This is a genomic window from Methylobacterium sp. JK268 (genome assembly GCF_054052225.1).
Genome location: NZ_JBSVZN010000034.1, coordinates 63,425 through 81,077, shown reverse-complemented (window position 1 = coordinate 81,077; position 17,653 = coordinate 63,425). Strand labels below are relative to the sequence as shown.

Sequence of the window (17,653 nt, the reverse complement as noted above, 5' to 3'; positions counted from 1 at the left end):
GGATATCCTGGCCGCGGCGCGGCCTGCAGCCCCTGCGGCTCACCATCGACGGATCGGGTTCGGATGCGCTTTGTCCTTCGCTTCTTCGGCTTCCTGTTCAGCATCGCCGCGATGATGTTCATCGCCGGCGCGGCCGTCGGCGGCTACTTCTACTGGAAGTACTCCCAGGACCTGCCGGACCACGCGGCGCTCGCCAATTACGAGCCGCCCGTCATGACCCGCGTCCACGCGGCGGACGGCAGCCTGCTCGCCGAGTACGCCCGCGAGCGGCGGCTCTACCTGCCGATCCAGGCGGTGCCCCGGATCGTGGTCGCGGCCTTCCTGTCGGCCGAGGACAAGAACTTCTACAAGCACGGCGGCATCGACCCCGAGGGCATCATCCGCGCGGTGCTCACCAACGCATCGAGCGGCAAGAAGCAGGGCGCCTCGACCATCACCCAGCAGGTCGCCAAGAACTTCCTGCTCTCCAGCGAGCAGACCTTCGACCGCAAGTTCCGCGAGGCGCTGATCGCGCTGCGCATCGAGTCGACCTACTCGAAGGACAAGATCCTCGAGCTGTACCTGAACGAAATCTTCCTCGGCACGCTGCAGCCGGGCCGCAACCTGCACGGCATCGCGGCCGCCGCCCTCGACTATTTCGGCAAGTCGGTGCACGAGCTGACGATCCACGAGGCGGCCTACCTGGCGGCGCTGCCGAAGGGGCCGAACAACTACCACCCCTTCCGCAAGACGCAGGCCGCTCTGGCGCGCCGCAACGAGATCATCGGCCTGATGGCCCAGAACGGGTACATCACCAAGGAGGAGGCCGAGTCGGAGCGCAAGCTGCCGCTCGGGGTCAATCCGCGCAGCATCTCGCCCAACACCGCCAACGCCAACTACTTCGCCGAGGAGGTGCGCCGCGAGATCGCCGAGCGCTACGGCGAGAAGAAGCTGTACGAGGGCGGCCTGTCGGTGCGCACCACCCTCGACCCGAAGATGCAGGCCCAGGCCCGCAAGGCCCTGGTGGACGGGCTCGTGCGCTACGACCAGGCGCGCGGCTATCGCGGCCCGCAGGCGCGGATCGATCTCGCCGGGCGCGACTGGGGCCAGGCGGTGGCGGAGGTGGCCTCCCTCGGCGACGTCCAGCCCTGGCGCCTCGCCGTCGTGCTCGACAATGCGGGCGGCCGGGCGCAGATCGGCCTGCAGCCCAAGCGCGAGACCTCGGGCCAGGTCTCGAAGGACCGCGAGACCGGGATCATCGGTGCCGACGGCGTGCGCTGGACCGGCCGCAGCGTGGCGGCGGCGCTGAGCCCCGGCGACGTCGTCTACGTCGAGCGCATGGACGGCGCCGGCAACGCCTACCGGCTGCGGCAGGTGCCGGAGATCTCCGGTGCCATCGTGGCCATGGACCCGCATACGGGCCGCGTCCACGCCATGGTCGGCGGCTTCTCCTTCGACGAGAGCGAGTTCAACCGCGCCACGCAGGCGATGCGCCAGCCCGGCTCCTCCTTCAAGCCGATCGTCTACTCGGCGGCCCTCGACAATGGCTACACGCCCTCCTCGATCGTCCTCGACACGCCGATCACCATCGAGGCCGGCCCCGGCCAGGAGGCCTGGACGCCCTCGAACTACGACGGCAAGTCGGGCGGCCCGCACACCCTGCGCTACGGGATCGAGCACTCGAAGAACCTGATGACGGTGCGGCTCGCCAAGGACATCGGCATGCCGCTGATCGCCGAGTACGCCCGCCGCTTCGGCGTCTACGACGACCTGCTCCCGGTCCTGCCGATGTCGCTCGGCGCCGGCGAGACCACGGTCATGCGCATGGTCACGGCCTACTCGATGCTCGACAACGGCGGCCGGCGCATCCGCCCGACCCTGATCGACCGGATCCAGGACCGCACCGGCGAGACGATCTACCGCCACGACAACCGCAAGTGCGTCGGCTGCGACGCCGAGAAATGGTCGGGCCAGGACGAGCCGAAGGTGGTCGACGAATCCGAGCAGGTGCTCGACCCGCTCACCGCCTACCAGATGGTCTCGATCATGGAGGGCGTGGTCCAGCGCGGCACCGCGACCATCCTGAAGGAACTCGGCAAGCCGCTCGCCGGCAAGACCGGCACCACCAACGAGGCCAAGGACGCGTGGTTCGTGGGCTTCTCCCCGGACCTCGCGGTGGGCATCTATCTCGGCTACGACAAGCCGCGCTCGCTCGGCGACCGCGCCACCGGCGGCGGGCTCGCGGCGCCGATCGCCCGCGACTTCCTGAAGGCGGCCCTCGCCGACAAGCCGCCGACGCCCTTCCGGGTGCCGCCGGGCATCAAGCTGATCCGGGTCAACCTCGCGAGCGGCACCCGCGCCTCGGGCGGGGAGGGGAGCATCCTGGAGGCCTTCAAGCCCGGCACGGCGCCGCCCGACAGCTACTCGGCCCCGCCGACCGCCCAGCCGGGCGTCCCGGGCGCACCGCCGCCCGACGCGGACCGGGCCGCGCAGGCGGGCGGGCTGTACTGACGGGGGAAGGGCCGTCCCGCCGCTGCCGTGTCCTGGCCTGATCGTCAGTGCCGACCTGTTGCCGCGTGAGGCCCGGAAGCCGGCATGGTCCGTTTCAAGCAGACGGAGACGTTTCGCCGGTGGGAGCGCCGACTCAAGGATCCCAAGGTCAAGGCCATCGTCGCGGCGCGGCTCCTGCGCCTGGCGAGCGGCCTTCCCGGGGACGTCGCGCCCGTGGGCTCGGGCGTGAGCGAGCTGCGCATCCACTACGGGCCGGGCTACCGGGTTTACTTCCAGCAGCGCGGCACCGACATCATTCTCCTGCTCTGCGGTGGCGACAAGGCGAGCCAGTCGCGGGACATTGAGACGGCGATCGGGCTCGCCGCGGCCTGGAGTCAGGATGATGGCTGAGACGATTCTCGACTTGGACCTCGCCGACATGCTGCAGTCGGATGAGGCGATCGCGGTGTTCCTCTCCGATGCGTTCGAGACGGGCGACGCACGCCACATCGCGGCCGCGCTCGCCACCGCGGCGCGCGCCAAGGGGTTGGCCCAGGTGCCGGGGCAGGCCGGCCTGCCCGGCGAGCAGCTCCGGCATTCGCTCGAGGAGGGGGGAACGCCGAGCCTCGAGGCGACGCTCGCGGTTCTCCGGGCTCTCGGTCTCGGCGTCTCGGCCGTTCGCCTGCGCCCCGCCTCCTGACCCCCCGGCCCTCCGTTTACACTGCCCCGCCGGGGCGCTATCACGGCGCCCCATCGCACGGACCCCGACACACCAGATGCGCGCCGAGATCGAACAACTCTCGGATGCCGCCAAGCAGTCGATCGGACTGCTGAGGAGGCATCTTTGACTGGGACACTGCCGACAAGCGCCTCGCGGAGCTGAACGCCCGCTCGGAGGATCCCGACCTCTGGAACGACCCTGAGGCGGCCCAGAAGGTCATGCGCGAGCGGACCGAGCTGGAGGAGGCGGTCGCTGCCATCCGGCGCATGGAGCAGGGTCTTGAGGACGGCGCCACCCTGATCGAGCTCGGCGAGATCGAGGGCGACGAGGCCAGCATCCGCGAGGGCGAGGAGCAGATCCGCGCCGTGCAGGCCGAGGGCGCGCGCCGCCAGATCGAGACCCTGCTCGCCGGCGAGGCCGACGGGAACGACACCTACCTGGAGGTCCACGCGGGCGCGGGCGGCACCGAGAGCCAGGACTGGGCCAACATGCTCCAGCGCATGTACGCCCGCTGGGCCGAGCGCCGGAAGTACAAGGTCGACATCGTCGAGTGGTCCGAGGGCGAGGAGGCCGGCATCAAGGGCGCCACGCTCCTCATCAAGGGCCACAACGCCTATGGCTGGCTCAAGACCGAGTCCGGCGTGCACCGGCTGGTGCGGATCTCGCCCTACGATTCGAACGCCCGGCGGCACACCAGCTTCGCGAGCGTCTGGGTCTACCCGGTCGTCGACGACCGCATCACCATCGAGGTGAAGGAATCGGACTGCCGGATCGACACCTACCGCTCCTCGGGCGCCGGCGGCCAGCACGTGAACACCACGGATTCGGCCGTGCGCATCACGCACCTCCCGACCGGGATCGTGGTCGCCTGCCAGCAGGAACGCTCCCAGCACAAGAACCGGGCCACCGCCTGGAACATGCTGCGGGCGCGGCTCTACGAGCTGGAGCTGAAGAAGCGGGAGGAGAAGGCGAATGCCGAGGCGGCCTCCAAGACCGAGATCGGCTGGGGCCACCAGATCCGCTCCTACGTGCTGCAGCCCTACCAGCTGGTGAAGGACCTGCGCACCGGAACGCAGTCGACGAGCCCGGACGACGTGCTCGACGGCGACATCGACCCCTTCATCGAGGCGTCGCTGGCCCAGCGCGTCTACGGCGCGACCGAGACGGTCGAGGATATCGACTGAGGGCCGGGGAGCGGGGCGCAATCCCGCTCCTCTCAGCGCTCCGCGAAGGCGAGCGCGCTCGCCCGCAGGAATCGCTGCGGGTCGACCGGCTCGCCGTCGATCCGGGTCTCGTAGTGCAGGTGCGGGGCGGTGGATCGCCCGGTCGAGCCGACGCGGCCGATCACCTGTCCGGCCTCCACGGTCTGGCCCGGCGAGACCGCGAAGGCCGAGAGGTGGCCGTAGCGGGTCGAGAGCCCGTGGCCGTGGTCGATCTCCACCATGTTGCCGTAGCCGCCCGCGTAATCGGCGCTGACCACCCGGCCCGCGGCGGCCGCCCGGGCGGGAGCGCCGTACTCCGCCTTCAGGTCGACGCCCGTGTGGAGGGCGAGGCCCCGGGTGAAGGGGTCGACCCGGTAGCCGTAGGGGCTCGACACGCCCGCGTTGACGAGCGTCGGCCGCGTCAGCGGCAGGCCGCGCACGATGCGCCGCAGGTCGTCCCGCTCGCCGACGCTGCGCTGCGCCTGCGCGAGCGCCGTCTCGAAGGCCCCGGCGCCCACCGGCACCAGCGGTCCGCCGATGCCGGCGGTCCGGCTCGCGGCGAAGCGGTGCGGATCGAGTCCGAGGTCGGCCACGAGCCGGCGCAGGCGGGCGGCCTCGCCCTGGCTCTGCCGCAGGATCCGGTCCAGGGCGAAGCTCTGGCGCGCCTCCACGGCATCGAGGGCGCCTTCGAGGCTCGCCACGCGCAGCGGCAGGCTCGCGGGTGCCGCCGGGAGGGGCGCCGGATCCGCCGCCTCGCTGCGCAGGCCGAGGCTCTCCGGCGACGGCAGCGGGGCGGGCCGCGGGACCGCCCGCTCGGGGAGGGCGCCGGTGGTGACCGGCTCGCCGCCCGCCTCGCCGAGGCCGAGCAGCATCGCCTGCCGGTTCTCCAGCGCCACCTGCCGGCTCGCCAGTTCGGCGACCCGGGTCTCGACGCTGTCCTGCTCCAGGAGCTTCTGGGTCGCCACGCGGTCGAGCCGGGCGCGCAGGGCGCTCACCCGCTCCTCGTAGGCGTAGTGCATCGTGCTCTGCTGCGCCATGAACTGCGCCAGGGCCGCGTCGTGGAACACGATGAACCACGTGGCGGCGCTGGCCCAGAGGGCGAGGAGGACGAAGGCCGCACCGGCGAGCACCGCGGTGCTGCGCCGGATGACCCACTCGCCCGCTTCCGCGGGCGAGGGCACGGCGGGGGTCGGCACACCGGGTCGATGGAGGCGTGTGAACATCGGGGCGTTCCGGGAAAACACCCCGATATGAACCGATTAAGGTTAAGAAAGGCGCAAGCCGCCGCGATTCGCGGCGCGATCAGAGGGCCTTGGCGGCGGCCAGGACCTCGTCGGCGTGGCCGGGCACCTTCACCTTCGGCCAGACCTGCGCGACGCGCCCCTCCCGGTCGATCAGCACGGTGGTGCGCTCCACCCCCATGTACTTGCGGCCGTACATGCTCTTCTCGACCCAGACGCCGTAGGCCTGGAGCATCGCCTTCTCGCCGTCCGAGGCGAGCGGGAAGCCGAGATCGTATTTCTGGCGGAACTTGTCGTGGCTGGCGATCGTGTCGGGCGACACCCCGATCACAACCGTGTCGCTCGCCGCGAAGGCGTCCCGAAGGTCATTGAAGGATTTCGCCTCCAGCGTGCAGCCGCTGGTGTCGTCCTTCGGGTAGAAATACAGCACCGCTTTGCGGCCCTTCAGGGCGGTGAGGCTGATCGTCTCGCCGCCCGTGGCCGGCAGGGAGAAGTCGGGGGCCTGTTCTCCGGGATTCAGGGGCATCGTGCCTTCCTTTCGGCCGATTGATGGTGTGCCTCGTGGATCCCGGGTTCGCCGCGGCGACCTCCGGGACAAGGAACGCGAGGCCGCGCCGCATCCCGGCGGCCCGGTGCCCGGAGCGGGCGCCGGATGCGACGGGTGCAGGCGGCAGGCTTAACCGAGAGGAAACGAGCCGGGAAGGTGCAGCGTGGTCCCACCCGCGTCCACCTTCTCCAGCGGCGACAGGCATGGATCAGGTTTCCTCCTCCCGCCCCGCCCCGCCGTCGGCGGCCTGCCCCGTCCGGCGGTCCTCGGCCCTGAAGCGCTGCCTGCGGGGCATGCTGGTCCTCAAGCTCGTCCTCGCGCTGGGCCTCGGGCTGGCCTGCGGCTTCGCCTATCTGCGCCTGTCGAGCGGGCCGGTGAGCTTCGCGTGGCTGGAGCCGCGTCTCGCCGCCGCCATCGCCGACCGCCTCGGGCCCGGCTGGCAGGTCGCGCTGCGCGACAGCGCCGTCGAGATCGACCGCGAGGGGGCGCTGGCCCTGCGCACGACGGGCGTCGAGATCCGCAACCCGCAGGGGGTGACGGTGGTGCGCGCGCCGCTGGCGCTCGTCTCCGTCGACCTGTCCTCGCTCCTCACCCTGTCGATCCAGCCCCGCTCGGTGGAGTTCCGCGACCTGCAATTGCGCGCGGTGGTCCACCGGGACGGGTCGATCGCCGCCTCGGCGGACCCGTCGAACCCGACGCCGCCGACGGCCCCGGGCGTGGAGGCGACCCGCGGCACCGTCTCGCCGATCGCCGCCACGGTGGCGTCGATCCTGGGCTTCGCCCTCGATGCCGGCGGCGTGGTCGGCAACCTCGACCGCGCCCGGCTCACCAATGCCCGCCTGACCCTCACGGACGATGCCGGCGTCGAGCGGGCCGTCTACCCGCGCGTCGACGGGCTGTTCGGCCGCGACGCGGCGCGCAACGCGCGGGTGTTCGAGATGCGCATCACCGGGCCGCACGGCTCCTGGCGCTTCGGCGGCGACGTCGAGCAGGGGGAGGGCGATGTCCGGCGCGGCATCCTCACCCTCGACGACCTTCCGGCGACGGACCTGCTCCTCCTCTCCGGCCAGTCGCGCCTGCCCCTCACCAGCGACGTCAAGCTGTCCGGCCGCGCCGCGGTCGCCATGCACGGCCCGCGCCTCGACACGATGACCCTGGGGGTGCGGGCGAGCGAGGGGACCCTGCTGATCGAGGAGAAGGACTTCAACCCGGTCACGATCGAATCCGTCGCGGTCGAGGCGAGCTGGGACGAGGCGCGGCGTGCCCTCAAGCTCGACGACCTCGATTACCGAGGCGCCGGCAACGCGGTGCGGCTGTCCGGCGAGTGGGTGGCCGGGCGCGACGGGGCGGAGGCGGCCTGGACGGCCAGCCTCGCGGCCAAGGACGCGGTGCTGCGCGGGGCCGTCGACGGGGACCCGCCGGTGAGGATCGACACGATCGAGGCCGCGCTGGCGGGCCGCGACGACGGCGTGGCGATCGACCGCCTCACCCTCGCGGGGCCGAGCTTCGCGGGCTCCATCGAGGGCACCGTGGGAACCCGCGCCGACGAGGGCGGCCTGACCCTGCGGATCCGGTCGGACCGCGCGGAGGGCCGCACGGCCCTGCGGCTCTGGCCCGAGCACATCGCGCCGCCGATCCGGACCTACCTCGTCGACAACCTGCGCGGGGGGCGGCTCGACGGCCTCGACATCACGGTCGACATGACCCAGGCGGAATTCGCCGCGGCGACCCGCGGCGACCCGATGCCCGACAGTGCCGTCAAGATCGCCTTCTCGATCGTCGATGGCGGCCTGCAGATCTCCCCCGACGCGCCGCCCCTCGGGCGCGGCCGGGTCAGCGGGATCGTGACCGGGCGCAACACCACGATCCGCGATGCCGCCGCCGAGATCCGGATGCCGGACGGGCGGGCGCTCGCGATCCAGGACGGGTCCTTCGTCATCAAGGACGCGGTGCCCCACGACGTCAGCGCGCAGATCGGCCTGCGCCTCACGGGCGGGATCGACGCCCTGGCGGAACTGCTGCAGGCCAAGCTCTTCCGGGGCCTGACCACCACGGAGATCGATCCGGCCGGCGCGCGCGGGCAGGCCGATCTGCGCATCGACTTCCCGTTGAGCCTCAACGCGGTGCCCGACATCGCGGACCTGCCCGTGGTGATGTCCGGCACGCTGGCGGACGTCGCCGTGGAGCGCATCGTCGGCAAGGACCGGCTGGAGGGCGGCCGCTTCGCCCTCGCGTATGACCGCGCCGGCTTCTCGCTGAAGGGCGACGGCAAGCTGTCGGGCGCGCCGATGACCGTCGACCTGCGCCAGCCCAAGGCCGGGGCGCCCGGCGAGGCGCAGGTGACGCTCACCCTCGACGACGCGGCGAGGGCGCGCCGGGGCCTGCCCTCGGCCCCGTCCCTCTCCGGGCCTGTTCCGGCCCGCTTCGTCGTCCCGGTGGGCCGGCCGGGCCGGACCAGCGCGCGGGTCGAGGCGGACCTCTCCCGCGCCGCGGTGGACGGCCTCCTCCCGGGCTGGAGCAAGCCGGCGGGCAAGCCCGGGAAGCTGAGCTTCGCCCTCACCGACACGGGCGCCGGGATGGACCTGAAGGACATCGTCCTCGACGCCGGCGGGGTGACGCTGCGGGGCAGCGCCGTCGTCTCGGCGGAGGGCGGCCTGGAGCGGGCCGACCTCACCGCCCTCAAGCTCTCGCCCGGCGACGACGTGCGCGGCCAGGTCGAGCGCGGCGGCGGCGGCTACCGGGTCGTGCTGAAGGGCGCGGTCGCGGATGCGCGCCCCTTCCTGAAGGCCCTCACCGGCCCGGCCCGGAAGGGCGGCGGCAAGGACGCGATCAAGGACGTGGAGGCGGATCTCTCCTTCGCGATTCTCACCGGCTTCAACGACGAGGCGATGACCAACGCCACGCTCAAGCTCTCCCTGCGCGGCGAGGAGCTGCGCCAGGCCCGCATCAGCGGGCGCCTCAGCGGCGCCGCCGTCAAGGTCGACGTGGTGAAGGGCGAGCGGGGCGGGCCGGCCGTCCTCACGGCGGATTCGAGCGACGCCGGCGCGGTGCTGCGCTTCCTCGACATCTACCGGCGCATGCAGGGCGGGCGGCTCTCCCTCCAGAGCACCATGAACGAGGGGCCGCAGGCGGGCGCGCTGCAGATCCGCTCCTTCACCCTGCGTGACGAGCCGGCGCTCGGCCGGATCATGGCGCAGGGCGAGCCGCCCCCCGAGGAGCGCGGCCGCACCCCGCGCCGGCCGGCCAACGACGTCGGCTTCGACCGGCTGACCGCGCAATTCGTGCGCACCGGCACGCGCATCGACATCGCGGACGCGGCGATCTCCGGCCCGGCCATGGGCTTCACCCTCGACGGCTCCCTCGACACGGGCCGCAACACCACGGATATCCGCGGCACCTTCGTGCCGCTCTACGGGCTCAACAACGTCTTCTCGCAGGTGCCGATCGTCGGCCCGCTCCTGGGCGGCGGCCACAACGAGGGGCTGTTCGGCATCAACTTCTCGGTCAAGGGGCCGATGAGCGCGCCGAACGTGGCGGTCAACCCGCTCTCGGCCATCGCCCCGGGCTTCCTGCGCAAGCTGTTCGGGGCGGGGGGCGGGGGCGATCCGGCGGCGGCCGCCGCGCCGCGGCCGGAGCGCTAGGGTCAAAAACTCAATAAGCTTGACCGTGCGAAGGACTGCTGTGGGTGGTTTTCTGCCCTTCGCGGATGCACGCCCCAAGGGCAGGAATGCGCCACTTCCGGACCTTCGACCGCGGTCACCGATATGGCCGCTCGACACCCGACAGCAGCCCTTCGCGACCTGCGATAGCCGCTATGGCAACACTCACGCTGATTCGCATAAGGGCGACGTGTGGAACCAATGTCTCTGCTCAATGTCAGCTCGATGACATACGTTAACGCAAGCATTGGCTACTTTTGTAAAGGCGACCCAAGGCCAAGTACCACACGCAGTAGATCAGCCTGACGCGCCGTATCAGTCTTATGAAACAAAGTATTGAGGTGGGTTTTTACCGTCGACATCGCGATGCCGAGAATCTTGGTGATCTCTGCTAAGGTCCGCCCATGGAGTAGCTGTGCTAATACTTGTAACTCAGTAGGGGTGAGACGAAACAAAGTTGCTGCGGCTGATAGCGGCGTGACCAGTTCCTTTTCCGGCTCGCGCAGGAGGAGCAAGATTGGCTCGTCAGCTGCCTCGCTCACCTTTTTCAGTGCGACCCAGGATGCATGGAGTACCCGCCCTTCGGTCTCTATCAAGCGCATGTCCCGCCCTGGGCTCCCGCTTGATGTTGTCACACTCGCTACGAGCCGTATCCCATCCGGTGTTGCGCCAGTCAGCCGCCCTTGGCGCTCCTGCACCGTGCTGCCTCGCTCAAGTTCAGCTTCCGCCGCAGCGTTGCGGAACATGATGCGGCCGCCCGGAGCCAGAATGACAGCAGCGGCCGAGATCGCATCGAGTGCGCCACGCAGGGTGCCGGCCTCGACCTGCTGGTGCTTGAGCATGCCCGTGATCGTGACGGCCCGCCGGATATGTGGCGAGATTAGTCGCGCGAACTCGATATCCTCATCACTGAAAGGGCCTCGTGCGCGCCCTCCAGACACCCCCCAAAAGCCAAACTGTGTCGTGCTTCGTGTCAGGGGTGTAGTGAGATAATCGAAATGGTCGCGATTGGCAAAGCATTTTTTCCAATATATACTCGCATGAAATGCCTCACTTGGCATGTAGACGTCGCGGCTTTTGCAGACGGGCTCGAGAAGCGGAAGAACAAGTCCAAGCGGTGCTATTGGGTTTAAATGCATATTATCCTGGACAAGCTTGAGAAGATCATCTGGCCATCCCCAATGAGCAGCAATTTCGGACTGGTTGTTGATGGGGTTGTAGATCGCGATCTCTGCCATTGTACCACGGACAATCGCGGTCAGTTCCTCCAGCACTCCTGGCCAGCGAGATACATCCAATGCGCAGTCATACACACGGCCGATCAAATCGGAGAAGGCTGGATCTGCTCTCATTGTGATACGATGGTCATCACGCAAGACACGCCGGCTCGCTTCCGAATGAGTGAACAGCTGTTCATCTGCGATGTCCGTTATTTTACTTGGCGACTGAAGCCTACCCCCAAACTCCTACAATAGCTAGGCTGGATCCATGCGCATGTGGCGCGCCATGCCTGCCACGGTTGAGTTTGCTCACTTCGCATCACCAACTGCACCCGCCTGATTTATGACTTGGCAGAACTGACCAAGATCAGACGTGCAGCGTTGTGCCCGCGGTCTTCTGAGTGCTTGACATACGCTACTGTACAGGAAGCGAGGCAGCTTGCCGCACCTCCTCCAAACGGTGGAGGACGCAATGCACGGCAAGGTGTTTGACTAAAGTGCGCAGGTGATCAATGGCTGTGTTTGTGATCTGTTGTTCTCGCACCTGCTACTGAGCGCATCCACGCATCGGCAGTCATCAGCTTGATCTGCAATTCCTTCGAATGGGGTCAGACATGAGCAGTATCGGTGTCGCTCTGTCAGCTTTGGGACGGCACGGACCTCTGCTGCTCGTTCTGGCCCTAGCGGCCGGTGCCGTTTCGAGTGATCTGGCGAGCTATGCTCACGATCTACTTTCTATCTCTGCTTTCCTTCTCACGCTCGGCTCGTTCCTTACGGCAACCCTCTCGCCACCAGAGAAGGGCTTGAGCCGCTCACGTCTGATCCTTGCACTCGCTTGGATCGGACTGGGCGTACCGCTCCTCATCGTCACGCTTCTCGTGCCCCTCCACCTCGATCCAGCCTTGTACTCGGGCGTGGTCCTGTCGGTCGTGGCGCCGCCAGTCGGCAGCGCGGCGGCGCTCGCGACCATGCTCGGCCTGAGCCCACGCCTTGCCCTGACCGCCTCGATCCTGCTCACGGCCGCCGCACCCGCCCTGATGCCGCTCCTGGCAGCCCTGCTTGGAGCCGAGGTTTCGCTCGACGTGGGGCGGCTCGCGTTGCGCCTGCTCCTCATCGTCGGAGCGGCAGCACTCCTGTCCGCCCTGACTCGCCGTTGGCGTGCACATCTCGCTGATGTTCTACCCAGTGCCGTGGCAGCCGCTGGGGTGGCAGTGATCGGCCTCATGATCGTCGGTCTCGCGGTCACGCACGGGGTGCGCACGCAACTCGCCGCTTCACCGCAGGAGTTCGCCGCCTATGTGGCAGCGGCCGTGGCAGTCAATCTTGGTGTGGGAGCTGCCGCTTCCGCGCTGTTTGCACCCTGGGGCGGGCGGGACGCGCTCACGGTCGGGCTCGTGAGCGGCAACCGGAATGTGACGCTCGCCTGGGCGGCAGCCGGGACGACACTCGCCGCCCCGAGCGAAGCCTATATCGCCGCCTGCGTGATCCCGGTTCTCAGCCTGCCGCTCGTGCTCAAGAGCACCTTTGCGCTACGTGCCCGGGCCGCTCGCGTCCGCACCGCCCGGAGCAGTGCGACATGAGAGGTGCTGCGGTGATGATGACGCTTTTCGCTTCGGCGATGAGCACCCAAGCCAGCGACCTCACGGCGGAGTGCCGAGCAACGCGCCAGCGAGGCTGCGAGTGTTCACTGTCCTCAGTCGAGTTGCCGATGAGCTTCGGCGACACGGCCGGGATCCTCGAGGTCTACTATCGCGAGTACCCGGACGAGCGCTACGAAGCCATGCTCGTCAGCCTGATCCGGCAATGCCTGCTCCCCTGGCCGCGCCCGTCCGAGGAATTGGCGCGCTCGGCGGCAGCCATAACGCACGCTCCTGAACCGGCGCAGATCAGATCACTGCCTCGTATTGAACGGCGCCAATAACGCTGTCCGCCACCTTTGCTACGGAGCCCGTGCCGGCGATCGCGGACTTTTATGTCAACAAAACGACCGTTCTCCTGACACTTCGAAAACACACATTGGTTGACACACCTGACGCGACAGCGCCACTCGCCCTCGGATGTCAGGAAACCTTTACGTAATCAAATGTCCGAAAAACCCTCGCAACCGGACATTCCTGGCATCAACCGCGAAGGACCGCTCAGGGTCGAAAGCAGTCCCTCGCATGGTCAAGCTGATTAGATTTTGACTCTAGGCCGACCGGCTCCCGCGCGCCTCCGTCAGGGATCGCGCCGGATCTCGACGACGAACCGGTTGCCGCCGCGGTCCGAGCCCTCGCAGCGGACCGACCCGCCGTGCCGCTCCGCGATCTGCCGGACGAGGGCGAGCCCGAGGCCCCATCCGCCCGCCCGCTCGTCGCGCCCCCGCGGGCGGTAGAAGGGCGCGAACACGCGCTGGCGTTCCTCGGGCGGGATCCCGGGGCCGCCATCGCTCACCACGATGCGCGCCGAGGCCCCGGTCGGCTCCGCCCGGATGCGGACGGGCGGCGCACCGTGGACCACGCCGTTCTCCAGGAGGTTGCGCATCAGGCGGCGCAGGAGGGCGGGATCGCCGGACACCGTGACCGGCGCGCCCTCCACCTCCGCACCGATGCGCGCCGCCTCCTCCGCCGCGAGGGCGAGGAGGTCGACGCTCTCCCGGTGCTCGCCGCCGGTCCCCCGGTGATCGAGCCGGCTCGACAGCAGGATCTCCTCGACCAGCGCGTCGAGCTCGGCCAGGTTGCGGATGATCTCGGCGCGGGCCGGTCCGTCCGGGCGGTCGGACCAGAGGTCGACGGCGAGGCGGAGGCGGGCCAGCGGCGAGCGCAATTCGTGGCTGGCATTGGCCAGGAGCGTCCGCTGCGCGTCGAGCAGGGCGTCGACCTGCCCCGCGGCCACGTTGAACGTGCGCGCGAGCGCGGCGACCTCGTCCCCGCCGCGCTCGTCGACGCGGACGCGCAGGTCGCCCTCGCCCCAGCGCGCGAGGCCGGAGCGCAGCCGTTCGAGCCGCCGGGTCAGTCGCGCCGTCACCGGCAGGGCGGCGAGCCCGACGAAGGCGGCGACCATCAGGGCCAGGACCGCGATCCGCGCGACGCGGGTGCCCGGGGAGGGATGGGCGCTCACGAGCAGCGTCCGCCCGTCCGGCAGCGCGGTGCGCAGGACCCAGCGCATCCGGGGACCGCCGGCCTCGTCGCCGAGGAGGATGGCGTGGGTGCCCCAGGCGGCCAGCAGGGCGCCGCCGCGCGCGTACAGGGCTACGTCGGCCCCGAAGGCGGCCCCGAGGCGCCGCAGAGCCGGCTCTGCCTCCGCCACCGGCCCGGCGAGGGCGGCAGCCTCGGTCGCGATCCGGGCCTCCAGCGTCTCCAGGCGCCGCGTCGGCGTCTCGCCGACGACCCACCACAGGGTCGCCATGGCGAAGGCCGAGCCGAAGAGGCCCGCCAGCAGGGTCAGGTAGATCTTCCAGAACAGCCGGCGGCGCGGGGACTTCACGGCTCGTGGTCCTGTCGGCGGGCGAAGACGTAGCCGGCGCCCCGGATGGTGATGAGGCGCCGCGGCGCGCGCGGGTCGTCCTCGATCAGCGCGCGCAGGCGCGAGACATGCACGTCGATCGAGCGGTCGAAGGCGTCCCGCTCGTCGCCTCCGAGGAGATCCATCAGGCGCTCGCGGCTCAGCACCCGCCCCGGATGGTTGGCGAGGACGAGCAGGAGGTCGAACTGGCGGCTGGTGAGCCGGCGCTCCTCCCCGTCGACGCGCACGGTGCGCGAGCCCGGATCGATCTGCAGCCGTCCGAACGCGAGGGGCGCGGCCTCGTCGGGCGCCCGGTGACGACGCAGCAGGGCGCGGATCCGCGCCAGCAACTCACGCGGGTTGAACGGTTTCGGCAGGTAATCGTCGGCGCCGATCTCCAGGCCGATGATGCGGTCGGTATCCTCGCCCTTGGCGGTCAGCATCAGGATCGGCACGCCGGACTGCGTGCGCAATTGCCGGCAGAGCTCGAACCCGTCGAGGTCGGGCAGCATCACGTCGAGGATCACCGCGTCGAACCGCTCGCGCCGGACGGCCTCGTGGCCCTCGCGGGCCGTGAAGCGCAGGGAGACCGCGTAGCCCTCGCCCGACAGGTAGTCCGACACCATCGCGGCGAGGCGCCGGTCGTCGTCGACCATGAGCAGTCGTTCGGTCATCGCGGTCTCCTGCACCCTGTCCTCGCGCAGCGCCCGCTCGCGCTGCAATCGGGCGCTGCGCGAGGTGTTCGACGGTGCCGCGTGGTCTACGCTGAACCGGTATCCCCTTCAGCGGACGATGGTCGTGCAGATCCGCCTCGGTGATGGGGATGCCGGTTCAGTTCCGGTCGGGCCCCGCGTCCGCCCCGCCGCCCGGCGCCCGGTCGGGCCGCCGCTCGTCCATGAACCAGGGGCGCCGCCAGAGACCGGAGGCGCGCCGCTGCTCCATCTCTGTCGTGACGCGCTCGGCGAGCTTCGTGCGCTGCTCCGCACTGAGCTGACCGGCGGCGTCGACCAGGGCGCCCGCGACGATCTTGGAGCGGGCGTCGAGGCTGCGGACCATGTCGGCCCGCAGCGCCTCGACCGCCGCGCGGTCCAGCGTCGGGGCCTTCAGGAGTGCGACGAGCTTCTCCCGCATCTCGGTGGCCGGGGCGCCTTCCTTGGCGAGCGCGGCCGCGGCCGACGCGATGGTGTCGTGGATGCGGTTCTCCTGGTCGGAGGTCGCGCCGACGGCGTCGAGGGCGCGCCGCGTCATGAACTGGAGCCCGGCGAGCCTCCGCCCCGGATCCCAGCCGAACGGCCCGCCCTGGAACGGGGCGGTGGTGGCGAGCGCGAACCCCGCCGTCCCCGCGCCGACGAGGATCCCGAGGCCCAGCAGGGCCGGGCGCAGGAGGCGCCGCCGCGGTGCCGCGGCGGGCCGCGCGCTCTCGGAGGTCGGTCCGGTCGTGCTCGCGTCGGTCATGGTGGTGTCTCCCGCGATGCCCTCGGCATCGATCGGGCCGGATCATGACGCCGCCGCGTTTCGCGTCTCGTCGGCGCATGTGAAGTTTTGTGAACGGGCCGCTCCGCCGCCGGAGCCCATCGAGGAGGTGCGCCGCCCGGGGTCACGCGAGCATGCCCACCAGGGACCAGACCACCAGGGCGGCGATGAGGGCGAGTTCGATCCAGGCCCGGCCCGGCGCGGCCTGGATGGCGTAGGACAGGGTCTTGATCGGGGAGACGGGCGGCGGGGGCGCCTCGCGCTCGGTCAGCGGAACCGAGTAGCGGTGGAAGTAGACCTGGATCAGCGTCATGCCGACCAGGAGCCCCGTGAGGAAGCTCACGGGTTCGGCGCCGCGGAGCATCAGCAGGGCGACCAGGACCAGGCAGAGGCCGATCAGCGCGACGTCGGACCGGGCGGTCGCGCGGGCGCGGCCCGCGTAGCTCCGGTCGAGCATGATCCGGCGCCGGTCGTACCGGAGGGCGAAGAGGAAGACGGGTTTGACGAGCGCGAAGGCCGCGTAGGCCGTGAGGAGGGCGACGAGCAGCGTGTTCATCGGGAAGGCGATCCGGGCGCGAGAGGGAGGAGCGCGGACGCAGGCCGCCCCCGGATGACGAGGTCGGATCGCCGCGTGTGACATCGACGGCCCCGCCGCCATCGACGGGCGTCCGCGACGGCGCCGGCTCATCGGCGTCCACGGGCTACTTGGTGATGCGCTTCGGCGCGATCGGGTCGCTCGCCGGGAAGGTCTCCTCCAAGGCCTCGTCGAGAAGCTTGTCCTGGCGCTCCGCGAGGTTCTCGTCGGGCCGGCGCGGACCCGGCGCCGCCTCGGCGGCCCGGTCCGCGAGCGACCGGCCCGTCTCGCCGGCATCGGTGGGCCGCGGGTCGGACGAGGGAGTGGTCGGTCGGGTCATGGGCCTCTCCGCTGGGTCTCTCCTCCGACCAACCCGCCTCCCGCCCGATCGTTCGCCCGGTCCGTGAGCGCGTGCGGGCCCGCACCGTCGCCGGGTCCGGGCTGCCGTAGTGAAGAACCCGTCGGCGGCGCAGAGGCCGCGACGGGAAACAGCCGGCGGCGCCCCGATCAGCACCGCCTCTTCACTCCGGGAGACCGTGCCATGCTCAAGAAGACCCTGACCGCCGCCGTCGCCGCCCTCACGCTGGCCAGCGCCACGGCCTCCACCACCTCGTCGGCCCAGGCCGGCTGGCGCGGCGCCGCCGTCGCGGCCGGCGTGCTCGGCGTCGCGGCCGGCGCCATCGCCTCCCAGGCCCGCCCGGCCTACGTCCCGGCCTACGGCGAGCCGGCCTACGGATACGGCTACGGCGGCTGCGGCACCGAGCGCCGCCCGGTCTTCGACGAGAACGGCTACCAGATCGGCTGGCGCCGCGTCCCGGTCTGCTGAGGACCGCCAACCGGCCCTTCCTTCGGTCCAGCGATGACCCGTCTCCCGCGAGGGAGGCGGGCCTTGCGCGTCGGGCCCGGCCCCTGCTGCGCGGCACCCGGAGCGCGCGGCGGGGGCGTTCGAGGCGGCACCGTTGAGCGATCGCCGCACGGGCTTTGGGCGTCGCGCGACGGCCGCCAAGCAATCCGGGTCGCCTCCTCCAGTCGAGGGCTGCCCCGAAGCGGCCGAAGCGGGGTGC

16 protein-coding genes are annotated in these 17,653 nt (G+C 70.5%); 8 read left to right on the top strand and 8 right to left on the bottom strand.

Translation table 11 applies throughout. The annotated features are described in order from the left end of the window. Positions 1-63 precede the first annotated feature (63 nt). The 4 genes from ACW9J6_RS27735 to prfB all read left to right on the top strand — a co-directional run bounded on the left by ACW9J6_RS27735 (position 64) and on the right by prfB (position 4,374). On the top strand, positions 64-2,490 hold the full coding sequence (locus ACW9J6_RS27735; protein WP_457119573.1) for a penicillin-binding protein 1A: 2,427 nt from the start codon (positions 64-66) through the stop codon (positions 2,488-2,490). Between the two features lie 84 nt (positions 2,491-2,574). Further along, a complete protein-coding gene (locus ACW9J6_RS27730; RefSeq protein ID WP_457119572.1) occupies positions 2,575-2,880 on the top strand; it encodes a type II toxin-antitoxin system RelE/ParE family toxin in 306 nt (101 codons plus the stop codon). Further along, complete coding sequence (locus ACW9J6_RS27725; protein ID WP_457119571.1) at positions 2,873-3,169, top strand: addiction module antidote protein; 297 nt, start codon at positions 2,873-2,875, stop codon at positions 3,167-3,169. Before ACW9J6_RS27730 ends, ACW9J6_RS27725 begins: the two co-directional genes overlap by 8 nt. A gap of 76 nt (positions 3,170-3,245) precedes the next feature. Further along, positions 3,246-4,374, top strand: a protein-coding gene (prfB, locus tag ACW9J6_RS27720) for a peptide chain release factor 2 (RefSeq protein WP_457119570.1) whose coding sequence is annotated in 2 segments (ribosomal slippage) — positions 3,246-3,314 and positions 3,316-4,374 — 1,128 coding nt in all. Because the reading frame shifts where the segments join, the coding sequence is not laid out codon by codon here. 32 nt (positions 4,375-4,406) lie between these two features. Here prfB and ACW9J6_RS27715 read toward each other — a convergent pair. Then, on the bottom strand, positions 4,407-5,615 hold the full coding sequence (locus ACW9J6_RS27715) for a peptidoglycan DD-metalloendopeptidase family protein (protein WP_457119569.1): 1,209 nt from the start codon (positions 5,613-5,615) through the stop codon (positions 4,407-4,409). Between the two features lie 79 nt (positions 5,616-5,694). Then, the gene (locus ACW9J6_RS27710) at positions 5,695-6,159 is read right to left on the bottom strand and encodes a peroxiredoxin (protein WP_457119568.1); all 465 of its coding nucleotides are present in this window, start codon (positions 6,157-6,159) and stop codon (positions 5,695-5,697) included. A gap of 224 nt (positions 6,160-6,383) precedes the next feature. Here ACW9J6_RS27710 and ACW9J6_RS27705 point away from each other — a divergent pair, with 224 nt between their 5' ends. Further along, a complete protein-coding gene (locus ACW9J6_RS27705) occupies positions 6,384-9,821 on the top strand; it encodes a hypothetical protein (protein WP_457119567.1) in 3,438 nt (1,145 codons plus the stop codon). A gap of 269 nt (positions 9,822-10,090) precedes the next feature. Here the strand turns inward: ACW9J6_RS27705 and ACW9J6_RS27700 are convergent, their stop codons facing one another. Further along, complete coding sequence (locus tag ACW9J6_RS27700) at positions 10,091-11,215, bottom strand: helix-turn-helix transcriptional regulator (protein WP_457119566.1); 1,125 nt, start codon at positions 11,213-11,215, stop codon at positions 10,091-10,093. A 458-nt stretch (positions 11,216-11,673) separates the two neighbouring features. On the opposite strand from ACW9J6_RS27700, the gene ACW9J6_RS27695 reads away from it, so the two are divergent. Both ACW9J6_RS27695 and ACW9J6_RS27690 read left to right on the top strand, forming a co-directional pair. Next, complete coding sequence (locus ACW9J6_RS27695; RefSeq protein WP_457119565.1) at positions 11,674-12,639, top strand: hypothetical protein; 966 nt, start codon at positions 11,674-11,676, stop codon at positions 12,637-12,639. Positions 12,640-12,653: 14 nt separating this feature from the next. Continuing rightward, entirely contained in the window at positions 12,654-12,980 is a 327-nt protein-coding gene (locus tag ACW9J6_RS27690; RefSeq protein WP_457119564.1) for a hypothetical protein, read from the top strand. A 296-nt stretch (positions 12,981-13,276) separates the two neighbouring features. On the opposite strand, the gene ACW9J6_RS27685 is transcribed toward ACW9J6_RS27690, so the two are convergent. The 5 genes from ACW9J6_RS27685 to ACW9J6_RS27665 all read right to left on the bottom strand — a co-directional run bounded on the left by ACW9J6_RS27685 (position 13,277) and on the right by ACW9J6_RS27665 (position 16,929). Continuing rightward, the gene (locus ACW9J6_RS27685) at positions 13,277-14,524 is read right to left on the bottom strand and encodes a sensor histidine kinase (RefSeq protein ID WP_457119563.1); all 1,248 of its coding nucleotides are present in this window, start codon (positions 14,522-14,524) and stop codon (positions 13,277-13,279) included. Beyond that, positions 14,521-15,216: a response regulator gene (locus tag ACW9J6_RS27680; RefSeq protein ID WP_457119562.1), complete on the bottom strand. Its 696-nt coding sequence runs from the start codon at positions 15,214-15,216 to the stop codon at positions 14,521-14,523. The genes ACW9J6_RS27685 and ACW9J6_RS27680 overlap by 4 nt, the downstream gene beginning before the upstream one ends. A 157-nt stretch (positions 15,217-15,373) precedes the next feature. After that, entirely contained in the window at positions 15,374-15,997 is a 624-nt protein-coding gene (locus tag ACW9J6_RS27675) for a periplasmic heavy metal sensor (RefSeq protein WP_457119561.1), read from the bottom strand. Positions 15,998-16,139: 142 nt separating this feature from the next. Beyond that, positions 16,140-16,571, bottom strand: a complete 432-nt coding sequence (locus ACW9J6_RS27670; RefSeq protein ID WP_457119560.1) for a hypothetical protein — start codon at positions 16,569-16,571, stop codon at positions 16,140-16,142. A gap of 145 nt (positions 16,572-16,716) precedes the next feature. Further along, entirely contained in the window at positions 16,717-16,929 is a 213-nt protein-coding gene (locus tag ACW9J6_RS27665; protein WP_457119559.1) for a hypothetical protein, read from the bottom strand. Between the two features lie 201 nt (positions 16,930-17,130). Between ACW9J6_RS27665 and ACW9J6_RS27660 the strand changes: the two genes are divergently transcribed. Then, a complete protein-coding gene (locus ACW9J6_RS27660; protein WP_457119558.1) occupies positions 17,131-17,415 on the top strand; it encodes a hypothetical protein in 285 nt (94 codons plus the stop codon). The last annotated feature ends 238 nt before the right edge of the window (positions 17,416-17,653 follow it).